Origin of the sequence: Pseudomonas sp. PDM27, assembly GCF_019219205.1 — a bacterium.
GTDB lineage: Bacteria > Pseudomonadota > Gammaproteobacteria > Pseudomonadales > Pseudomonadaceae > Aquipseudomonas > Aquipseudomonas laurylsulfatiphila.
In genome coordinates this window covers 24,974-45,257 of sequence record NZ_JAHUWF010000018.1, presented here as the reverse complement: position 1 = coordinate 45,257, position 20,284 = coordinate 24,974, and the positions used below count along the sequence as shown (strand labels likewise).

Below are 20,284 nucleotides of genomic sequence, written 5' to 3'. Positions count from 1 at the left end.
CACACCGCCGGAGTTTCAGCATGAATGCCCCACCGCGTCTCGATGCGCTCGACCACGTCCTGCCCCATCCCTTCTGGCAGGACACCGTCACCCCTCCGCCCGCCGCACCTTCCGTCAGCGCAACCGAGCAATGCGACCTGGCGGTGGTCGGTGGCGGATTCACCGGATTGTGGACGGCGTTACTGGCACGCCAGCGCAACCCCGGGCTGAGCATCGCGATCATCGAGGCCCGTCGTTGCGGCGGTGAGGCCAGTGGACGCAATGGCGGGTTCTGCGCACCGAGCATTTCCCATGGCGTGTCCAACGCCCTCAAGCGTTGGCCGGATGAAGCGCAGCAACTGATCCGCCTGGGCCGGCAGAACCTCGATGAGCTGGCGGCCGATCTGGATTGCTTCGGCCTGCAGGTCGAGTTCGAACGCCAGGGCAAACTCAACGTCGCCAGCCAGCCCTGGCAAGTCGACGGACTGCGCGCCATGCAACGTAACTACGCGCGGTTCGGCATTGACTGCGAGTGGCTGGAAGGCCCTCAACTGGCACAGAAACTCGACTCCCCGGCCTACGTGGCAGGTCTGTTCGAACCCAACTACGCCCTGCTCAACCCGGCAAAAATGGCCGCCGAGCTACGCCGCGTCTGCCTTGAACAAGGGATCGGGCTGTTCGAAAACAGCCCGGTGCTGCAACTGGAGGCCCGCAACGACAGCCTGCGCCTGCGCACGGCCGACGGCGAAATCATCGCCGGGCAAGTCGCCCTCGCCACCAACATCGCCCCGCCGTTGCTCGGCCATCTGGCCTCAAGCGTGATCCCGGTCTACGACTACTCGCTGGTCACGGAGCCCCTGCGCGATGAACAACTGGCCGCCATCGGCTGGACCGGCCGTTACGGCATCGCCGATTCCGGCAATCAGTTCCACTACCTGCGCAAGACCGCCGACAACCGCATTCTCTGGGCCGGCTTTGATGCCATCTACCATTTCGGCGGGCGCCGCGACGAAGCCCTGACCCAGCGCCCGCAAAGCTTCCAGCGCCTGGCCGAACAGTTTCAACAGACCTTCCCTGCCCTGGGCGATGTGCGCTTCAGCCATGCCTGGGGCGGCATCATCGACACCTCGGCACGCACCACGATGTTCACCGGTTGTGAACATCAGGGCCGCGTTGCCTATGCCTTGGGCTTCACCGGGCAAGGGGTATCGGCCAGCCGTTTTGCCGCGTTGAACATGCTCGACCTGCTGGCCGGTGAACGCACCGAACGAACGGAGTTGCTGATGACCTCCAAGGCGCCGTTCCGCTTTCCGCCCGAGCCGTTGCGTTATGTCGGCGTGAAACTGGCCCAGCGCTCTCTGGCGCGGGAGGACCGCGACGGTCACCGCGACCTGCTGCTCAAGACCTTCGATGCCTTTGGCATCGGTTTCGATTCCTGATCCGGAGACCAACATGTCCACAGCCCTGCCCCGGCACGTCATCGACTTCGCCAGTGAGCTTGCCCCCCGTGAAACCGAAATCGACGACCTGGCCGTGGTCGACGCGCCTTATCGCAGCAAGAGTTGGCGGCACTTTGTGGCGCCCGGGAAAAACGCCGTGGCCGGCATCTGGGAGGCGGGACCGCACCGGGAGCGTTGCCAGTGCGATTACGATGAGCTGTGTCACATTCTCGAGGGCACGGTGCGCCTGACCGATGCCGAAGGCGTCGCGCGCACATTCGGCCCCGGCGATTCCTTCGTGGTCGCCAGCGGATTCCAGGGCACCTGGGAAAACCTCACCCCGGTGCGCAAGGTCTACTTCATCCTCGGCTAACCGCTCGATGGAACGAGCAACAAACAACCTGTGGCGAGGGAGCTTGCTCCCGTTCGGCTGCGCAGCAGTCGCAAACCCCGTTTGCTCGGTGCTACCTGAATGATCAGGTTTTGGGGCCGCTGCGCGACCCAGCGGGAGCAAGCTCCCTCGCCACAGGTGCCGGTGGTTCGTCCTTTAAGGTGTTACTGCCGTACCTGGTTGCGCCCATTGCGCTTGGCCTGGTACAGCGCGTCGTCGGCGCGGGTCAGCAGGCTTTCGGGCGTGTCGCCGGGTTGTGCATGGGCCACGCCGAACGATGCGGTGATGGTGTCCAGCACGGTATCGGTGCCCCGGGCCTTGACCCGCAGCGACTGGATTTTCAGGCGCAGGCGCTCGGCAAACGCACCCACAGCCGCCAGGTCCGGGCAGTCCTTGAGCACCACGCAGAACTCCTCGCCGCCGTAACGCGCCGCGAACGCTTCGCCCGACAGCGATTCACGCAACACCCGGGCAACATGCTGGAGAACACGGTCCCCCAATGGATGCCCGTACTGATCGTTGAATTGCTTGAAGTGGTCGATATCCAGCATCACCAGCGCCACGCCGGACGCCGCGTTGTTCATCGCCTGCTCGAGCTTGCGGTTGAAGGTGGTGCGGTTGAGCAATTCGGTCAGGCCATCGAGGGTCGCGGCCAGTTGGGCGCGCTCCAGCTTGTCGCGCAGGCTTTTGATCTCGTGTTGCGCCGACTGCAACTGGGCGAGGAAGTGTTCCTGCTGCCCCTGCATCAGCCGGGTGCTCTGTTGCAGCTGGATCAGGATGCTTGGCAAGCGCTCGCTGGTCGGCTCTTCGAGCATTTGCAGGTACTGGCCAAGGCTGGCCTGGAAGTTCTGGTTACCCTTCACGCTGCGCGAGACATCGCGCTCCATGTCGTCGACCAGGTTGATCGCGTCCTGCTGCCCGGAACGGGCGTCCGCCAGTTCGTCGCGGATGATGTATTCGCGAAACAGCCTGGCTGCCGACTCCGGCGGGAAAGCGTCGAAATCGTTGACCACCCGGTCCAGGTGCCGGTTGAGTTCCGGCTCCTGGCCCTTGCTGTAGGTGTACCAGAGCGCGTAGTGCACCGGGTTGGGCGGAATGTTGTGACGAACCATCAGCGGCACTGCCTGCTTGAGCAACGCCGCTGCCTCACGGGAGTCTTCTGGATACAGCGCTAGAACAGTCGCACGCGTGTCGGATTGGCTCATGGCTTCACTGTGGTTGTTTATCATTGGCGATTGGCAGGCTCGCTGAGCATAACCATACGCCCGACAAACGGCTATCCCGAATTACAGCCTCATTTCAACCCGGTACGCCTGTTCCAGCGTCCTTTATATGTTGCCCGACATCAGACCCGCCACGTTCTGCCGGCGACGATACGCGGTATCGCGGTTCGCCAGCCAGTAGTACAGCGGCGTCGTGACGATCAAGCCCACCAGCCACGACAGATCCGCGCCATCGATATGCACCGCCACGGGGCCGGTGTAGATCGGCGTGTTCATGAACGGAATCTGCACCACGATGCCGATGGCGTAGGCCAACAGCGCCTGCGGATTGAAGCGGCCATAGATGCCGCCGTCGACGCGGAAGATCGAGGCGATGTCGTAGTCACCCTTGTGGATGGCATAGAAGTCGATGAGGTTGATCGCGGTCCACGGCACCAGCACCACCAGCAACGCCAGCACCAGGTCGACGAAGTGCCCGATGAAATCCGCCGAGGCGCCGATGGCCGCCACACAGCAACCGGCGAGGATGATCAGTGACAGCACCGCCCGGCTCTGCGCGGTCGGAATCCAGCGGTGGGCGAAGGTTTGCAGCAAGGTGATCACCGAGAGCACCGCGCCGTACAGGTTCAGGGCGTTATGGCTGATCACGCTGAGCAGGAACAGCACCAGCATCAACGGGCCAATGGCACCGGTGGCGAGCTTCACCGCGTCCATGGTGTCCATGCCCACGGGCGTGGCCAGCACGGCGACGGCGCCGAACACGAAGGACAGGATCGAGCCCAGTGAAGAACCCAGGTAGGTCGCCCAGAAGGTCGAGCTGACCTTGACGTCCTTCGGCAGGTAGCGCGAGTAATCGGACACGTACGGCGCGAACGCGATCTGCCAGAGCGCTGCCAGCGACACCGTGGCCAGCCAGCCGGAGATGTTGAAACTGCCGCGGGTGAGGAAGTCATCGGTCTGCACGTGGGTCAGGATGTAGCCGAAGCCCAGCACGATGCCCAGGCCCAGCACCCAGGTGCCGATGCGATTGAGCACGTGGATGAAGCGGTAGCCAATGATGCCGATGATCCCCGAACCGAGGCCGCCGAGGACGATGCCCACCGACACCGGCACACTCTCGACCACGCCATGCAACGACTTGCCGGCCAGGACGATGTTGGAGGCGAAGAAGCCGATGTACATCACGCCGGCAATCACCACCACCAGCAACGCCCCCAGGGAACCGAACTGCGCGCGACTCTGGATCATCTGTGGAATGCCCATCTGCGGGCCTTGCGCCGAGTGCAGCGCCATCAGCACACCACCGACCAGGTGGCCGACGATGATCGCGACAATGCCCCAGACCAGGTTCAGGTGGAACAACTGCACGCCGAGCGCACCGGTGACGATGGGCAACGGCGCGATATTGCCGCCGAACCACAGGGTGAACAGATCTTTGACCTTTCCGTGGCGATCCTCAGGAGGGACATACCCGATCGTGTGTTTCTCGATGAGCGGGGCGGATGAAGCGGTGGTGGACATGACGAACTCCAAGGCAAGGATGAGTACGTGTTCGTACTTCGGTGTGCGCAGACGGGACGGCGCATTTCTTGTTGGAGGCGATCATGGACAAAGAGCGCGGGGAGGAAAATTAGTTAATTTGTGCCTTTAAACCTTAAAAAAGATTGCGCAGTAATGGCCATTTATCAGCAGGAAAAACCAATAAAATTCCGAACAACGAAATCCCTGTGGGAGCGAGCCTGCTCGCGAAGACGGTGGCACATCCAGCATCGATGTGACTGACATACCGCTTTCGCGAGCAAGCCCGCTCCCACAGGGGCCTGCGTTTTAACTGATTACCATCACCACTGCGCAAACCCGAGGTATTGCACTGTTTTTTGTGGGAGCGGGCTTGCTCGCGAAGGCGGTGGCACATCCAGTATCGATGTGACTGACATACCGCTTTCGCGAGCAGGCTCGCTCCCACAGGGTCCTGCGTTTTAACTGATTACCATCACCACTGCGCGACCCCGAGGTATCGCACTGTTTTTTGTGGGAGCGGGCTTGCTCGCGAAGGCGGCGGCACATCCAGCATCGATGTGACTGACATACCGCTTTCGCGAGCAAGCCCGCTCCCACAGGGTCCTGCGTTTTAGCTGACTACCATCACCACTGCGCGAACCCGAGGTATCGCACTGTTTTTTGTGGGAGCGGGCTTGCTCGCGAAGGCGGTGGCACATCCAGCATCGATGTGACTGACATACCGCTTTCGCGAGCAGGCTCGCTCCCACAGGGGTCTGTGCTTTACCTGACTACCATCATCACTGCGCGACCCCGAGGTATCACACTGTTTTTTGTGGGAGCGGGCTTGCTCGCGAAGACAGCGGCACATCCAGCATCGATGTGACTGACATGCCGCTTTCGCGAGCAGGCTCGCTCCCACAGGGTTCTGTGCTTTACCTGATTACCATCACCACTGCGCGACCCCGAGGTATTGCACTGTTTTTTGTGGGAGCGAGCCTGCTCGCGAAGGCGGTGGCACATCCAGCATCCACGTGACTGACATGCCGCTTTCGCGAGCAGGCTCGCTCCCACAGGGTCCTGCGTTTTAACTGACTACCATCACCACTGCACAAACCCGAGGTATCGCACTGTTTTTTGTGGGAGCGGGCTTGCTCGCGAAGGCGGCGGCACATCCTGCATCGATGTGACTGACATACCGCTTTCGCGAGCAGGCTCGCTCCCACAGGGGGTTATGGGGTTGCTGGGTTAGCGCGCAGCCCAGGCGTTGAAGCGCTGTTCCAGCTCTTCGCCATGGTCGACCCAGAACTCTGCGTCCACCGCCCGTGCGCCGGCCAGGTTGGCCTCGGCGGTTGGCAGTTGTTCCTGCACGTCCTTGGGCAGCAACGGCAAGGTCTGGCGATGCACCGGCCCGTAGGGGATGTTTTCCGAGAAGACTTTTTGTGTCTGCGGCTGGCTGGCGAACGCGATGAAGTTTTCCGCCAACGCCTTGTTCGGCGTGCCTTTGACCACCGCCCAGTATTCCGGGTCGTACAGGCTTTGCGGCCAGACGATGCTCAGCTTCATGCCTTCCTTCTGCGCCGAGGCAATCCGGCCGTTGTAGGCCGCGCTCATCACCACGTCGCCGGCCACCAGCCATTGCGCCGGTTGCGCGCCCGCCTCCCACCACTGGATGTTCGGCTTGATCTGGTCGAGCTTGGCAAAGGCCCGGGTCACGCCTTGCGGGGTTTTCAAGACCTTGTACACGTCGTCCGCCTTGACACCGTCGGCCAGCAGCGCGATTTCCAGGGTGTACTTGGCGCTCTTGCGCAGGCCGCGCTTGCCCGGGAAGTCCGCGACGTTCCAGAAGTCCGCCCAGGATTGCGGCGCCTTGGCCTGTTTGCTCTGGTCGTAGGCCATGACCATCGACCAGACGTAAGTGGCCACCCCGCATTCGGTCAGCGCACCGGGCACGAAGTTCGCCGAATCACCGAAGCGCCCGGCATCGAGCTTCTCGAACAGGCCCTCCTCGCAGCCGCGCAACAGCTCGGGGCTTTCGACTTCCACCACGTCCCAGCTGGTGTGACCGGCCGAGACCATGGCCTTGATCTTCGACAACTCGCCGTTGTACTCACCGGCGATGATGTTGCCCGCGCCGCTGGCGTTGAAGGGCTGGAAGTAGGCTTTATCCTGGGCCTGTTTGGTAGCACCACCGAAGGAAATCACGGTGAGGTCCTGGGGGGCCGCCCACACACTGGCACTCAACAACGCCAGGGCAAACGGAACACTGCAACGCAAGGATCTGGACATGGATCGCTTCCTCGGGGCTGGTCGGCCCGCTGTTGTTATGGGTGTTCGGATTCACTCAAGTAAGCCGCCAGGCGATCCATCAGGCGGTCACAGGCCGCCATCTGATCGACGCTGACAAATTCATCGGGCTTGTGCCCCTGGTCCATGCTGCCGGGACCGCAGACCACGGTCGCAATCCCGGCCTGATTGAACAGCCCGCCTTCGGTGCCAAAGGCCACGGTGCCGAAATCATCGCTGCCGCACAGCTCGGCAATCAGCCGGGCGGCGGCGCTGTCGGCGGGTGTCGCCAGGCCCGGATAGGCCGAGATTTTTTCAAAGCGGATCGCGGTATCGGTGTCCACGGCCTGCATGGCCGGCAGCAATGTGTGCTCGGCGTAGTCCTGCAGCTCATCGACGACCACTTGCGGAGCGAAGTCCGGCAAGGCGCGGATCTCGAAATCGAAACGGCAGTCCGCCGGCACGATGTTCAGCGCCGTACCGCCCTGGATTACGCCGACCTGCACGGTCGAGAACGCCGGGTCGAAGCGCTTGTCGTGCAACGGTGGCCGGGCCAGGGTGGCGCCGATGTCGCCCAGCCGACCGATCAGGCGCGCGGCCTGCTCGATGGCATTGACCCCATAAGGCGCATAGGCCGAATGACAGGCCGCACCACGCACGTGGCAACGCATCGCCAGCTTGCCCTTGTGGCCAAGCACCGGCTTGAGCTCGGTCGGCTCGCCGATCAAACACAACGCCGGTGCCGGGATGCGTTGGGGCAACACCTCCAGCAAACCGCGCACGCCAAGGCAGCCGACCTCTTCGTCATAGGAAAACGCCAAATGCACCGGGCGCTTCAAAGGGCTGGCGAGAAACACCGGCACGGCGGCCAGCACCGAGGCCAGATAGCCTTTCATGTCCGCAGTGCCGCGACCGTACAGCTTGCCACCCGCCTCGCTCAGGTTGAACGGCTCGACCGTCCAGGCCTGGCCGTCCACCGGTACCACGTCGGTGTGACCGGACAGCACGATGCCGCCGGCCACGCTCGGGCCGACCGTGGCCAACAGATTGGCCTTGGTCCGCTCGGCGTTGTAGATCAGTTCGCAATCCACGCCCAGCCCGTGCAGGTAGTCACGCACGAACTCGATCAGCTCGAGGTTCGAGTCGCGGCTGACCGTGGCGAACCCGATCAACCGCGCGAGCATGGCGCGGCTGCGCAACTCACTCATCGCCGGGCACTCCATACGCGGGGGCCAGGGTCGGATTGAGCGCGCGGGTCAGGTAGTCCTGCAATTGCGGCTCGTAGGCCGTCCAGAGTTTGCCCAGCTCGCCAATCGGGTTTTCATCGGCCCAATCCACCCGCAGGTCGACAATCGGCCAGGTCAGGTCACCGACCACCGACAATGCCGCCGAGTGCACCGCACCCGCTTCACCGCCGGCATCCTGCCCGGCCTGCAAGGCGTTCATCAGGCGGGTGGCGAGGCAGCCTTCGCTGTTTTCGAAGGCCGCGACCATCGCCTCGATCACCCCACTGTTGGCCAGCAGATTGCCGGCCGCCACGCACTGGTCACCGGCCACCGCGTTGTTGATGCCCAGTGCATGGTTGCCGCTGAACACCGCCGTGCGACCCTGGGCATCCACCACCGCCACCTGGCGGTATTGGCTGTAGCCGTTGCGGGTCAACGAGTGGTCCAGCGCCTGGGGCGGCGCCGAGCCGTTGGCCAGCTCATCGAGGATCTGCGGGCCAAGGGCCGGCAGCGTGATGTTCTGGCTCGACACCGCGCCGACCCCGGCACGCAGCCAGGGGCAGCGCGCGCCGACGGCGATGCTCGAAGAACTGATGGCAATGCCCAACTGGCCGGTCTCGGCGCAGCGACCCACGATGGAAAAAGTCATGGCGAAGTCCTTATTCAGGGATAACGGCAATCACGTCGATTTCCATCAGCCACTGCGGCTGGCCGAGGGCGCTGACCACCAGGCCGGTGGAAATCGGGAACACGCCCTTGAGCCACTTGCCGACTTCCTGGTACACCGGCTCGCGATAGCGTGGGTCGATCAGGTAGGTGGTGGTCTTGACGATGTGGCTCAGGTCGCTGCCCGCTTCTTCAAGCAATTGCTTGACGTTGCGCATGGCCTGTTCGGCCTGGGCGCGCGGATCACCGAGGCCCACCAGCTGACCGTTGAAATCGGTGCCGACCTGACCACGGACATACACGGTATTGCCGGCGCGCACGGCCTGGCACAAATCGTTGTCCAGCGTCTGGTTCGGGTAGGTGTCTTTGGTGTTGAACATGCGGATGCGGGTATGAGTAGGCATTAACGAACTCCCATGAGGCTGGCTTTCTGAACGGGTGCACGGGCGGCGTCGGCTTGACGCTGGGTCGCATCCCGATAGTTGAAATAGGTGTGCTGCTTAACGATGTGATCGGCGATGTGCTTGGCGTCGTGCCAAACGCCCCAGATGAACGCGGAGCCACGACGGGACTGCCACGGCAACCCGACGAAATACACCCCCGGCTCGGCCGACACGCCGCGCTGGTGCTGTGGCTTGCCGTTTTCCTTGAAGGCATCGACCTTCAGCCAGCTGTAGTCGGTGGAGTAACCGGTGGCCCAGATGATCGTGGTCACGCCGGCCTTGAGCAGGTCCAGTTCCAGGATTGGGTTTGTCACGCAATCCGGATCGGCCAGCATGGCCCGGGCTTCCGGTTCCAGCGGCAGGTCGAGGCCGTTGCGCTCGATATAGGCGTCGGCCTTGTCGAGCAGCGCGAGGTAGTTTTCATCGCCCCGGCGGATGTTGTCGGCGAGGTTGTTTTCAAAACTGACCACAGCGCCATTGAACGATTGAGTCAGGCCGACCAGGGTCATGCCCTGATGCGCCAGGCGCCGGAAGTCCACGGTGTGGCCGCCACGGGCACCGCTCACGGCGATGGTCACGTGTTCCTTGCCCGGTTGCATGGCCTCGGCATCCCACTCGCCCAGCACCCCCAGCCACCAGCAGAAATCGCGGTTGCGATAGGCGCGCGGCGGACGGTCGTGGGCGCCGACCGAGAGGTAGACCTGTTTGCCCGAACGTTGCAGCTCATCGGCGATCTGCACGCCCGAAGAACCGGCGCCCACCACCAGCACCGCGCCTTCGGCCAGTTGCTGCGGGTTGTAGTACTGGGCGGAGTGAATCTGGCTGATGCCGGCCATTGGCGGGGCAATCGGCGGGATGGCCGGACGCTGGAACGGGCCGGTGGCGACCACCACGTGGCGGGCCTCGATCACGCCATCAGAGGTTTCAACGGTGAAACCCGGACGGTCGGCATTACGTTGTACGCTCTTGACTTCAACGCCAGTGCGGATCGGCGCGTTGAACTTGCGGGCATAGGCTTCGAAGTACTCGGCCACCTGCTCTTTGCCGGCGAAGGCGTCCGGGTCCAGGCCGTCGAATTCCAGGCCCGGGAAGCGGTCGTGCCAGGCAGGACCGTTGGCCACCAGCGAATCCCAGCGGCCGGTGCGCCAGGCTTCGGCGATACGGTTGCGCTCCAGCACGAGGTGGGGCACACCGAGTTTGCTCAGGTGTTCACTCATGGCCACGCCGGCCTGGCCGGCGCCAACAACAAGCGTATCAATTACGGTTTTATCAACTGTCATGGCTGTGCACTTCTGAAAGGTGGTTTGATTCAGGTCGGTCATGGCTGCCGCCTCGATTCTGATCACTGTTGTTCTTCTGCTGCGGCTATCGGTATCGGGGTGTTGGCCGCATTCTGTTCGGAGCCGGGAAATAGCGAAATTATGTTTTTTGTGGTTGCTGGCGAGGAAAAAGCGTCGAGGTGACCGGCTGGCCGTGCGAGGTTGCGGTCGACCCGATCCCGGCCTATGGTCCAAGCGATGCATTGCCCGCGACCGGCGCGAAGACCCGGCGCGGATTGCTGTCCATCCAGTGCGGATTCACGCAAGGAGTGATGACATGCCCGACTATTCCCGTCCTGCCGTACTCGAACTGATTGGCAATACCCCGCTGGTACGCGTCAGCCGGTTCGATACCGGTCCCTGCACGCTGTTTCTCAAACTCGAATCACAGAACCCCGGCGGTTCGATCAAGGACCGCATCGGTCTGGCCATGATCGACACCGCCGAACGCGACGGCCGCCTCAGGCCCGGCGGCACCATTGTCGAAGCCACCGCCGGCAACACCGGCCTGGGCCTGGCCCTGGTCGGCCGCGCCAAGGGCTATCGCGTCGTGCTGGTGGTGCCGGACAAGATGTCCACCGAGAAGGTCTTGCACCTCAAGGCCATGGGCGCCGAGGTGCACATCACCCGCTCCGATGTCGGCAAGGGCCATCCCGAGTACTACCAGGACGTTGCCGCGCGGCTGGCGGCGGAAATTCCCGATGCGTTCTTCGCCGACCAGTTCAACAACCCGGCCAACCCCCTGGCCCACGAATGCAGCACCGCGCCGGAGATCTGGGCACAAACCCAGCATGATGTGGACGCCATCGTCGTCGGCGTCGGATCGGCCGGTACCCTCACAGGGCTGACCCGCTTCTTCAAACGGGTGCAGCCGGACCTGGAAATGGTCCTGGCCGACCCGGTCGGTTCGGTGATGGCCGAATACAGCCGTGGTGGGACCCTCCCCACCCCCGGTTCCTGGGCGGTGGAAGGCATCGGCGAAGACTTCATCCCGTCGATTGCCGACCTGTCGAGCGTGCGCCACGCCTATTCGATCAGCGACGAGGAAAGCTTCGACCATGCCCGCCAGTTGCTGCGCGCCGAAGGCATTCTCGGCGGTTCGTCGACCGGTACCTTGCTGGCGGCGGCGCTGCGTTACTGCCGCGAACAAACCGCGCCGAAACGGGTGGTGAGTTTTGTCTGCGACACCGGTACGCGTTACCTGTCGAAGGTCTACAACGACCAGTGGATGAACGATCAGGGCCTGCTGCAACGCAAGCACTACGGCGACCTGCGCGACCTGATCGCGCGGCGTTTCGAGGATGGCCGGGTGATCAGCGTCGGCCCCGACGACACCCTGCTCACCGCGTTTCAGCGCATGCGTCTGGCGGACGTGTCGCAACTGCCGGTGCTGGTGAAGGGTCAGCAACTGGTCGGCGTGATCGACGAGTCCGACATCCTGCTGGGGGTGCACGAGGACGTTGCGCACTTCCGTAAAACCGTGGCCAGCGCCATGACCGACAAACTGCAGACCCTGTCCCCTGCTGCCACCCTGGCGGAACTGGAGGCAGAGCTGGGCCGTGGCCTGGTGGCGATCATCCAGGATGCCTCGGGCTTCCACGGCCTGATTACCCGAACCGACATGCTCAACCACTTGCGGAGATCCCTGCCATGAGTCAACAGGACAAAAACGCCCCGCCTCAGGGCTTCGCCACCCGGGTGATCCATGCCGGGCAAACGCCGGACCCATCCACCGGGGCCTTGATGCCGCCGATCTACGCCAACTCCACCTACCTGCAACAGAGCCCCGGGGTGCACAAGGGCCTCGACTACGGGCGCTCGCACAACCCGACGCGCTGGGCGCTGGAGCGCTGCGTGGCCGACCTCGAAGGCGGCACCCGGGGCTTTGCCTTCGCCTCGGGCCTGGCGACCATTTCCACGGTGCTTGAACTGCTCGATGCCGGTTCGCACGTCGTCTCCGGCAACGACCTGTACGGCGGCACCTTCCGCCTGTTCGACAAGGTGCGCCAGCGCAGCGCCGGGCACCGCTTCAGCTTCGTCGACCTGACCGACCTGGCGGCGTTCGAGGCGTCCCTGCAGGACGACACCCGCATGGTCATGGTCGAGACCCCGAGCAATCCGCTGCTGCGCCTCACCGACCTCGCCGCCATCGCCCGCACCTGCCGCGCGCGCGGCATCATCTGCGTGGCCGACAACACCTTCGCCAGCCCGTGGATCCAGCGTCCGCTGGAACTGGGTTTCGACATCGTGCTGCACTCGACCACCAAATACCTCAACGGCCACTCCGACGTGATCGGCGGCATCGCCGTGGTCGGGCAGAACGCCGAACTGGCCGAGCGTTTGGGCTTCCTGCAAAACGCCGTGGGTGCCATCGCCGGGCCGTTCGACGCCTTCCTCACCCTGCGCGGCGTGAAGACCCTGGCCCTGCGCATGGAACGGCATTGCAGCAACGCACTGGAGCTGGCGCAGTGGCTGGAGCGCCAGCCGCAAGTCTCCCGGGTCTACTACCCCGGCCTGCCCTCGCACCCGCAGCACGAACTGGCCCAGCGGCAAATGCGTGGTTTCGGCGGGATGATCTCCCTCGACCTCAACAGCGACCTGGCCGGTGCCAAACGCTTCCTCGAAAACGTACAGATCTTCGCCCTGGCCGAAAGCCTGGGCGGCGTGGAAAGCCTGATCGAACACCCGGCGATCATGACCCACGCCACCATCCCGCCCGATACCCGCGCAGAGCTGGGGATTGGCGATGGGTTGGTGCGGTTGTCGGTGGGGGTTGAGGATGTCGAGGACTTGCGCACGGATCTGGCGCAGGCGTTGGCGCGGATGTGAGTTGTCCAAAGTCCTGAGTACCGTAACCCCCTGTGGGAGCGAGCCTGCTCGCGAAAGCGTCAGTTCAGTCAACATCAATGTTGAATGACATACCGCATTCGCGAGCAGGCTCGCTCCCACAGGTCTTCGCCCTGGCCGAGAGCCTGGGCGGCGTGGAAAGCCTGATCGAACACCCGGCGATCATGACCCACGCCACCATCCCGCCCGATACCCGGGCAGAGCTGGGGATTGGTGATGGGTTGGTGCGGTTGTCGGTGGGGGTTGAGGATGTGGAGGATTTGCGCGCGGATCTGGCGCAGGCGTTGGCAAGGATGTGAGTTGTCCAAAGTCCTGAGTACCGTAACCCCCTGTGGGAGCGAGCCTGCTCGCGAAAGCGTCAGTTCAGTCAACATCAATGTTGAATGACATACCGCATTCGCGAGCAGGCTCGCTCCCACAGGTTTTGCGCCATCTCAACAGCGACCTGGCCGGCGCCAAACGCTTCCTCGAGAACGTGCAGATCTTCGCCCTGGCCGAGAGCCTGGGCGGCGTGGAAAGCCTGATCGAACACCCGGCGATCATGACCCACGCCACCATCCCGCCCGATACCCGGGCAGAGCTGGGGATTGGCGATGGGCTGGTGCGGTTGTCGGTGGGGGTTGAGGACGTCGAAGACTTGCGCGCGGACCTGGCGCAGGCGTTGGCGCGGATGTGAGTTGTCCAAAGTCCTGAGTACCGTAACCCTGTGGGAGCGAGCCTGCTCGCGAAAGCGTCAGTTCAGTCAACATCAATGTTGAATGACATACCGCATTCGCGAGCAGGCTCGCTCCCACAGGTTTTGCGCATCTCTCATGTTGCAGGCTGGTCAAGTACGCCGTAGCCCCTATAATCGCGCCGTTTTCGTCTACCCTCACGAAGCGTCGTGCAGCAATCAGCTTGTGCGGGGCGCATCGACATTTTTCCGCTATTGAACCGGAGAACTTCCATGCTCAAACGTACCCTGGCTATGGCCGTCGGCCTGACCCTGTCCCTTTCCACCCTGCTGGCACAGGCTGCCGAGACCCTCAAGGTCAGCGCCATTCCCGACGAAGCCCCCACCGAATTGCTGCGCAAGTTCAAGCCACTGGGCGAATACCTGGAAAAGCAACTGGGCATGAAGGTCGAGTTCGTACCGGTGTCCGACTACCCGGCAGTGGTCGAGGCGCTGGCCACCGACCGTATCGACATGGCCTGGCTGGGCGGTTTCACCTTCGTGCAGGCGCGTTTGAAAACCGGCAATGCCATTCCCTTGGTACAGCGTGAGCAGGATGCCCAGTTCACCAGCAAATTCATTACCGCCGATCCAGCGGTCAAATCCCTGGCCGACCTCAAGGGCAAATCGTTCGCCTTCGGCTCGGTCTCGTCGACTTCCGGCAGCCTGATGCCGCGTTATTTCATGTTGCAGGACGGCATCAAGCCGGAAACCTATTTCAGCCGCGTCGGTTACTCCGGCGCCCACGACGCCACGGTCGCCTGGGTTCAGGCGGGCAAAGTGGATGCCGGCGTGCTCAACGCCAGCGTCTGGGAAAAACTGGTCAAGGCCGGCAAGGTCGACACCGACAAGGTCAAGGTCTTCGCCACCACGCCAGCCTACTTCGACTACAACTGGACCGTGCGCGGCACCCTCGACCCGGCCCTTGCCGAGAAAATCAAGGCCGCCTTCCTCGCGCTCGACCCGGCCAACCCGGAGCAAAAGGCGATTCTCGACCTGCAGGCCGCCAGCCGCTTCATCGAGACCAAGCCTGAGAACTACAAGGGCATCGAGGAAGCCGCGCGCGCTGCCGACCTGCTGAAATGACCTTGCATCTGAACCGGGTCAGCCTCACCCACGACACGGGCGTGCGGGCGCTGCATGAGATCGACCTGCACATCAGCGCCGGTGAGCAGGTGGCGATCATCGGCCCGTCCGGCGCCGGCAAGTCGAGCCTGCTGAACCTGCTGGCCACCGCCCTGCGCCCCGGCAGCGGCACGGTCGAAGTGCTCGGCGAGCAAGCCTGGCAGCTCGGCGCCCGACAGCGCCAGCGCCTGCGCGCGCGCATCGGCCTGGTGCATCAGGCACCGCCACTGCCACCGCGCCAGCGCGTGGTCACGGCGGTGCTGGCCGGCAAACTGGGCCAGTGGGGTTTTGCCAAAAGCCTGCTGAGCCTGTTGCATCCGGTGGATGTGCCCGGCGCACGCGCGGCCCTGGTCAAACTCGACCTGGGCGACAAGCTGTTCGCCCAGTGCCAGCAATTGTCCGGTGGCCAACTGCAGCGCGTGGGCATTGCCCGCGTGCTGTACCAGGCCCCCGACGTGCTGCTGGCCGATGAGCCGGTATCGGCGATGGACCCGGTGCTGGCCGGGCACACCCTGTCGATCCTCTGCCGCCACGCCCGGGAACACAAGGTGACCCTGGTCGCCAGCCTGCATGCGGTGGAGCTGGCGCTGAGCAACTTCTCGCGCATCATCGGTTTGCGCGACGGCCAGATCCTCTTCGATCTTCCCGCTGCCGACATCGACCAGGACTTGCTCGACCGGCTCTACGCCAACGAGCAACTGCAATCCCCGCCCGCTCCGGTGGCGCCCTTGAGCCTGCAGATTCCCCGATGCTGACGCGCGATACACGAGACCCGGCCACCCTGCCCCGCCTGCTGCTCAGTCTGCTGGCGCTGGCCCTGCTGTGGCCCGGCATCCACTTCAGCGAACTGGACCTGGGCGTGCTGCTCAAGGCCGACAGCCAGAGTGAAATGGGCCGTTTCGTTTCGGCCTTCTGGCCGCCGGCCCATGGCGAAGAGTTCCTCCAGCTGCTGTGGCAAGCCACCTTGCAGACCCTGGCCATCGCCACCGCCGGCATGGCCCTCGCCTTGCTGCTGGCCGTGCCGGCCAGCCTGCTCGCCAGCCGCGCCTTGTCGCTGTCGGCCGCCTCGCGCGGTGGTCGCCCGAGCGCCCTGGGCCGGTTGTTGCGCTGGCCGGTGCGCGGCTTGCTGATCTTCCTGCGCAGCGTGCCGGAAATCGTCTGGGCCCTGCTGTTCGTGCGCGCCGTCGGCCTTGGCCCAACGGCCGGGGTGCTGGCCATCGCCATCACCTACAGCGGCATGCTGGGCAAGGTCTACGCGGAAATCTTCGAATCGGTCGACCAGCGCCCCGCCCACTCACTGCTGCAAGCCGGCAGTGGCCGGTTGGCGGCGTTCTGCTACGGCATCCTGCCCAATGTCGCGGCGGAGCTGCTGTCGTACACCGTGTACCGCTGGGAATGCGCGATTCGCGCCTCGGTGGTGATGGGCTTCGTCGGCGCCGGCGGACTGGGCCAGCAGATCGACCTGTCACTGCGCATGTTCGCCGGCGGTGAAGTGGCGAGCATGCTGCTGACCTTCTTCGTCCTGGTGCTGTTCGCCGACCAGATCAGCCGCCTGCTGCGCTGGAGGTTCGCATGAATCGCCTGATCAACCTGCTGCTGATCCTCTGCATCGGCGCCGCAGTCGTCGCCTCGTTCCGCTACCTGGGCATCGACCTCGGCGAACTGACAGGCAGCGGAAACCTGAAGCAGATGGGCGCCTACGTGCTGCGCTTTCTCAGCCCGGACCTGAGCGCCGGCCACCTGCAAGCCATCGGCCGTGGCGCCGTGGAAACCATGGCAATGTCCGCCCTCGGCACCCTGCTCGCGGCAGTGTTTGGCCTGCTGCTGGCGCTGCCGGCGGCCGGACGCTTCGGCTGGCTGCTGCAGAGCGCGTCGCGACTTGTGCTCAATGGCCTGCGCGCCATTCCCGAACTGGTGTGGGCCGCGCTGATGGTACTGGCCGCCGGCCTCGGCCCGAACGCCGGCACCCTGGCACTGGCCATGCACACCACCGGGGTACTCGGTCGACTGTTCGCCGAAGCGCTGGAAAACACCCCGCCGCAACCTGCCGAAGCCATTCGATTGCAGGGCGGTAATGTTGTCTGGGCCTTCTGTTACGGCACCTTGCCTAACCTGTTTCCGCAGCTGCTGGCGTACATTTTGTACCGCTGGGAGAACAACATTCGCATTGCCAGCGTGTTGGGGTTTGTTGGGGCTGGGGGGTTGGGGCAGATGCTTTATGTCAGCCTTAGCCTGTTTCAGGAGGCTCAGGCTAGTACGGTGATTTTGGCGATGTTGGTGCTGGTGTTTGCTGTTGATGGGTTGAGTAGTTGGAGTCGGCAGCGTTGGGTTAAGGCTTGATGGGGGGGGTGGATGGATTTGATCAGCTGATGGCGTTCGAGCTACGAAACCATTTGTAAGGAGTTGACTAACGCGTTTTATGGCTATGATCGGCAGAAAACGACCCATTGCTGTCGGTTGGCGATAGTCAAAAACAGCCAGAAGCAGCTGCTCGGGTCTACATTTAATTCCACGCTCTACAACTACCACCGTAACGGTACACCCTCAAAAGCCTCATAGTTGCACAGCTTTTGATTTTTTAGAGGATTTCCTTGCCACCGAGCTAGACGACGCTCTAGGCTCGGTCTGCTCTCGAACAAGCGGCATCTATCAAATAGCTCATAGGGAAAATGGCTGTGATCAAGAACGTATTGATGATCGTTGGCTTCCTCGCTCTAGCTGGTTGCGCAAACCCCTACGCCAAAAGCTACAAGTCACTTTCTGATCCGGAATATATCGCCGCCTATCGAACCGCTCCCGCTCCTGCGGAGCCGACCCTGGCGCTCGGCACAAACCCGGTCCAGGACGTTCAGACGTACTATGAAAATAGCTTTGAAGCACTTGGGTTTAGTATGTTCAGCGACGAATTATCGACACAGCAGAAAGCAATTGAGCAAGGTCGGAAAGTTGGTGCTGATCTGGTGGTCTACTACGAACCCATTTACCAGCGCACCAACACCCAAGCTGTACCGGTATCACTTCCCACTCAGCAAACTGTGACTAGTTATGGGCAAGCGACTGCTTACAATAACTATGGAGGATCAGCCACTGCATATGGCTCTTCGTATGCGACTGTTTCTGGGCAACAATGGACTGCGATCCAAGTTAGTCGGGATAGCTATTTTCAGACCGCCACGTACTACGTCAGGACCAACCAGCCCTTAGGACTGCATTTCCGCGCACCTACTACTGCGGAAGCTCAAGCTCTTGGCACACAGCGTGCTGTTGTGATTACCTCCATTGTGCGCGGTTCTGCTGCCTATCAAGCGGATCTGCTTCCTGGAGATACAATTCTTAAAGCTGATAACCTTTCCGTTGACCAAATCCCCAACGTTGCCGATTTTGTACGCGCCCGTCAAGGAAAGTCGGTCGACGTCATGCTGATCCGTAATGACAAATCCATAATAAAGAAACTAACAATACCTTAGCTCAAGGCCCATGTGGTGATTGCACAGGTTTACTCTCCCGTTTGCAATCGAACTGACCAGCCATTTACGTCAGGTTTAACCACCATGTATCGTGGCCATGAACGGCAGTGAACGACCGATTCTGTTGAAAAAGTCAGATTTTCAGATCGCCTGAACTCAGACACGACCACCACCGGAGAACCTACTCACCACATTGAGTGATTTTTCGGCCCTTCGTTGGCCTTTGCTGCTCGGTTATTGGACTAGTTTGAGGTTTTTTGCTTAGTGCAGGCGCACCTATCCTTTGACGGGTGGCCCCTGAGATGTAAATTTGGCCAGCCGTCGTAGGTTCTGCACCGCGGCGGCCAGCGTGAACTCATTGGTCGCGCCATTCATGCCACATAGTCGCAAGCGATCCAGTTTCAGGATGCGCCTGAGGTGGGCAAACAACATTTCGAACTTTTTACGTTCGTGGCGAGAGCGCTGATAAGCTGGTGCTACTGCAATGCGCCGAACCACATCACGAGCGGCTTCATGGACGCTGCGGACGATCTTGCGAATCGAAGTGTTCGGGCAGGACTTGGCTTTCATCGGACACGCTACGCAGTCGGTCTGCCTGGATCGGAAGATGATGGTGTTGGCTTTTGTGACGTGTGAACGCTCGTTCTTGAAGGCTCGCCATTCGCTGCGTAATACGTTGCCGGCTGGGCAGTGGTATTGCTCGGTCTCTTCATTCCAGTGGAAATCGTTACTCGAAAAGCTGTCGCTCTTGCGCTCAGTTTTGTCCCACACCAGCACATGCGGTTCGATGTCTTTTTCCTCCACCATCCAGCCTAGCATCGGCGCTGTGCCGTAAGCGATGTCGCCAATGAGGCGTTCTGGCTTGATGTCGAACTGCGCTGCGATCCGATTAATCATCGTCTTGGTGCTCTAGACTTCTGCGGTTCGATGAGCCGGTGTGGGTTCCACATCCACGATGACGCCGTGCTCGGTATCGATCAGATAATTCGTGGAGTATGCATAGAAAGCTGGGCCGCCTGGAGCAGCGGTCCAGCGAGCTTGAGGATCCTTCAGCGACATGCGCTTCGGTAGCCTTTCGGTCAAAGCCTCTTCATCGAGACCTTCAACGTACTTACGCACGGTGCGGCTGCTCAGGGCCGGATCGCTCCAGTTGACCTGTTCATCACCCGGTATGCCGCGCTGCCGACTCGCATCCGCTTTGATGATGCTGGCGTCCACGGCAAATCCTTCGCCTTTAACCAGGCCTGCGTCCATGCAGCGACGCAGCACTTCATTGAACAACCAGCGAAACAGATCACTGTCCCGAAAGCGGCCGTGTCGATTTTTGGAAAAGGTCGAGTGATTGGGTACTTCATCTTCAAGGCTCAACCGGCAGAACGAGCGATACGCAAGGTTCAAATGGGCCTCTTCGCACAGCTGCCGCTCGGAGCGAATACCGTAGCAATAGCCTCCGATCAGCATGCGGATCATCAGCTCAGGGTCAATCGAGGGTCGCCCAATTGGGCTGTAAAAATCGGCGAGGTAATGGCGCAAGTCACTCAGATCGAGACACCGATCGATGCTGCGCAGAAGGTGATTGGCTGGGAAGTGATCTTCAAGGTTGAACGAGTAAAACAGTCGTTCCTGCCCACTCGATAACTGTCACATCATGCTGCGTGCTT

The 20,284-nt window shown here is 62.2% G+C and carries 16 protein-coding genes and 3 pseudogenes; 11 read left to right on the top strand and 8 right to left on the bottom strand.

Annotated features, from left to right (window positions below; translation table 11 throughout):
• Window positions 1-20 precede the first annotated feature (20 nt).
• A complete protein-coding gene (locus tag KW838_RS27710) occupies window positions 21-1,418 on the top strand; it encodes an FAD-binding oxidoreductase (protein ID WP_218504184.1) in 1,398 nt (465 codons plus the stop codon).
• A 13-nt stretch (window positions 1,419-1,431) separates the two neighbouring features.
• On the top strand, window positions 1,432-1,791 hold the full coding sequence (locus KW838_RS27705) for a cupin domain-containing protein (RefSeq protein WP_218504183.1): 360 nt from the start codon (window positions 1,432-1,434) through the stop codon (window positions 1,789-1,791).
• Between the two features lie 182 nt (window positions 1,792-1,973).
• Here KW838_RS27705 and KW838_RS27700 read toward each other — a convergent pair whose 3' ends face one another.
• The 7 genes from KW838_RS27700 to KW838_RS27670 form a co-directional block, all read right to left on the bottom strand.
• The gene (locus KW838_RS27700) at window positions 1,974-3,014 is read right to left on the bottom strand and encodes a GGDEF domain-containing protein (protein WP_256358989.1); all 1,041 of its coding nucleotides are present in this window, start codon (window positions 3,012-3,014) and stop codon (window positions 1,974-1,976) included.
• A gap of 123 nt (window positions 3,015-3,137) precedes the next feature.
• The gene (locus tag KW838_RS27695; protein ID WP_218504181.1) at window positions 3,138-4,553 is read right to left on the bottom strand and encodes a cytosine permease; all 1,416 of its coding nucleotides are present in this window, start codon (window positions 4,551-4,553) and stop codon (window positions 3,138-3,140) included.
• 1,227 nt (window positions 4,554-5,780) lie between these two features.
• Complete coding sequence (locus KW838_RS27690; protein WP_015095629.1) at window positions 5,781-6,821, bottom strand: ABC transporter substrate-binding protein; 1,041 nt, start codon at window positions 6,819-6,821, stop codon at window positions 5,781-5,783.
• Window positions 6,822-6,856: 35 nt separating this feature from the next.
• On the bottom strand, window positions 6,857-8,026 hold the full coding sequence (gene argE, locus KW838_RS27685) for an acetylornithine deacetylase (protein WP_218504180.1): 1,170 nt from the start codon (window positions 8,024-8,026) through the stop codon (window positions 6,857-6,859).
• On the bottom strand, window positions 8,019-8,693 hold the full coding sequence (locus tag KW838_RS27680) for a DUF1028 domain-containing protein (RefSeq protein ID WP_218504179.1): 675 nt from the start codon (window positions 8,691-8,693) through the stop codon (window positions 8,019-8,021). Before KW838_RS27680 ends, argE begins: the two co-directional genes overlap by 8 nt.
• A 10-nt stretch (window positions 8,694-8,703) precedes the next feature.
• Window positions 8,704-9,114 (bottom strand): RidA family protein, encoded by a 411-nt coding sequence (locus KW838_RS27675; RefSeq protein WP_003201555.1) that lies wholly within the window; start codon window positions 9,112-9,114, stop codon window positions 8,704-8,706.
• Complete coding sequence (locus tag KW838_RS27670) at window positions 9,114-10,475, bottom strand: NAD(P)/FAD-dependent oxidoreductase (RefSeq protein ID WP_173900871.1); 1,362 nt, start codon at window positions 10,473-10,475, stop codon at window positions 9,114-9,116. Before KW838_RS27670 ends, KW838_RS27675 begins: the two co-directional genes overlap by 1 nt.
• Before the next feature lie 274 nt (window positions 10,476-10,749).
• Here KW838_RS27670 and KW838_RS27665 point away from each other — a divergent pair, with 274 nt between their 5' ends.
• From KW838_RS27665 to KW838_RS27625, 9 genes and pseudogenes are all read left to right on the top strand, one after another.
• A complete protein-coding gene (locus tag KW838_RS27665; RefSeq protein WP_218504178.1) occupies window positions 10,750-12,126 on the top strand; it encodes a pyridoxal-phosphate dependent enzyme in 1,377 nt (458 codons plus the stop codon).
• Window positions 12,123-13,301: a PLP-dependent aspartate aminotransferase family protein gene (locus KW838_RS27660; protein ID WP_218504177.1), complete on the top strand. Its 1,179-nt coding sequence runs from the start codon at window positions 12,123-12,125 to the stop codon at window positions 13,299-13,301. The genes KW838_RS27665 and KW838_RS27660 overlap by 4 nt, the downstream gene beginning before the upstream one ends.
• Before the next feature lie 122 nt (window positions 13,302-13,423).
• A pseudogene (locus tag KW838_RS27655) lies at window positions 13,424-13,618 on the top strand (PLP-dependent transferase); the annotation flags it as partial.
• Between the two features lie 134 nt (window positions 13,619-13,752).
• Window positions 13,753-13,995 (top strand): annotated as a pseudogene (locus tag KW838_RS27650) (PLP-dependent transferase); the annotation flags it as partial.
• 270 nt (window positions 13,996-14,265) lie between these two features.
• The gene (locus tag KW838_RS27645; protein ID WP_102702713.1) at window positions 14,266-15,117 is read left to right on the top strand and encodes a putative selenate ABC transporter substrate-binding protein; all 852 of its coding nucleotides are present in this window, start codon (window positions 14,266-14,268) and stop codon (window positions 15,115-15,117) included.
• Window positions 15,114-15,911, top strand: a complete 798-nt coding sequence (locus tag KW838_RS27640; protein ID WP_218504176.1) for a phosphonate ABC transporter ATP-binding protein — start codon at window positions 15,114-15,116, stop codon at window positions 15,909-15,911. The genes KW838_RS27645 and KW838_RS27640 overlap by 4 nt, the downstream gene beginning before the upstream one ends.
• On the top strand, window positions 15,905-16,732 hold the full coding sequence (locus KW838_RS27635; RefSeq protein ID WP_095967569.1) for an ABC transporter permease: 828 nt from the start codon (window positions 15,905-15,907) through the stop codon (window positions 16,730-16,732). The genes KW838_RS27640 and KW838_RS27635 overlap by 7 nt, the downstream gene beginning before the upstream one ends.
• The gene (gene phnE / locus KW838_RS27630) at window positions 16,729-17,496 is read left to right on the top strand and encodes a phosphonate ABC transporter, permease protein PhnE (protein ID WP_218504175.1); all 768 of its coding nucleotides are present in this window, start codon (window positions 16,729-16,731) and stop codon (window positions 17,494-17,496) included. Before KW838_RS27635 ends, phnE begins: the two co-directional genes overlap by 4 nt.
• 335 nt (window positions 17,497-17,831) lie before the next feature.
• Entirely contained in the window at window positions 17,832-18,623 is a 792-nt protein-coding gene (locus tag KW838_RS27625) for a PDZ domain-containing protein (protein WP_218504174.1), read from the top strand.
• A 276-nt stretch (window positions 18,624-18,899) separates the two neighbouring features.
• On the opposite strand, the pseudogene KW838_RS27620 reads toward KW838_RS27625, so the two are convergent.
• Window positions 18,900-20,240, bottom strand: a pseudogene (locus KW838_RS27620) (IS1182 family transposase).
• Window positions 20,241-20,284: the final 44 nt, after the last annotated feature.

Excerpts from the sequence above, each read along its gene's own strand:
- KW838_RS27710 (WP_218504184.1), top strand. The coding sequence starts at position 21 with ATGAATGCCCCACCGCGTCTCGATGCGCTCGACCACGTCCTGCCCCAT.
- KW838_RS27705 (WP_218504183.1), top strand. The coding sequence starts at position 1,432 with ATGTCCACAGCCCTGCCCCGGCACGTCATCGACTTCGCCAGTGAGCTT.
- KW838_RS27700 (WP_256358989.1), bottom strand. The coding sequence starts at position 3,014 with ATGAGCCAATCCGACACGCGTGCGACTGTTCTAGCGCTGTATCCAGAA.
- KW838_RS27695 (WP_218504181.1), bottom strand. The coding sequence starts at position 4,553 with ATGTCCACCACCGCTTCATCCGCCCCGCTCATCGAGAAACACACGATC.
- KW838_RS27690 (WP_015095629.1), bottom strand. The coding sequence starts at position 6,821 with ATGTCCAGATCCTTGCGTTGCAGTGTTCCGTTTGCCCTGGCGTTGTTG.
- argE (WP_218504180.1), bottom strand. The coding sequence starts at position 8,026 with ATGAGTGAGTTGCGCAGCCGCGCCATGCTCGCGCGGTTGATCGGGTTC.
- KW838_RS27680 (WP_218504179.1), bottom strand. The coding sequence starts at position 8,693 with ATGACTTTTTCCATCGTGGGTCGCTGCGCCGAGACCGGCCAGTTGGGC.
- KW838_RS27675 (WP_003201555.1), bottom strand. The coding sequence starts at position 9,114 with ATGCCTACTCATACCCGCATCCGCATGTTCAACACCAAAGACACCTAC.
- KW838_RS27670 (WP_173900871.1), bottom strand. The coding sequence starts at position 10,475 with ATGACCGACCTGAATCAAACCACCTTTCAGAAGTGCACAGCCATGACA.
- KW838_RS27665 (WP_218504178.1), top strand. The coding sequence starts at position 10,750 with ATGCCCGACTATTCCCGTCCTGCCGTACTCGAACTGATTGGCAATACC.
- KW838_RS27660 (WP_218504177.1), top strand. The coding sequence starts at position 12,123 with ATGAGTCAACAGGACAAAAACGCCCCGCCTCAGGGCTTCGCCACCCGG.
- KW838_RS27645 (WP_102702713.1), top strand. The coding sequence starts at position 14,266 with ATGCTCAAACGTACCCTGGCTATGGCCGTCGGCCTGACCCTGTCCCTT.
- KW838_RS27640 (WP_218504176.1), top strand. The coding sequence starts at position 15,114 with ATGACCTTGCATCTGAACCGGGTCAGCCTCACCCACGACACGGGCGTG.
- KW838_RS27635 (WP_095967569.1), top strand. The coding sequence starts at position 15,905 with ATGCTGACGCGCGATACACGAGACCCGGCCACCCTGCCCCGCCTGCTG.
- phnE (WP_218504175.1), top strand. The coding sequence starts at position 16,729 with ATGAATCGCCTGATCAACCTGCTGCTGATCCTCTGCATCGGCGCCGCA.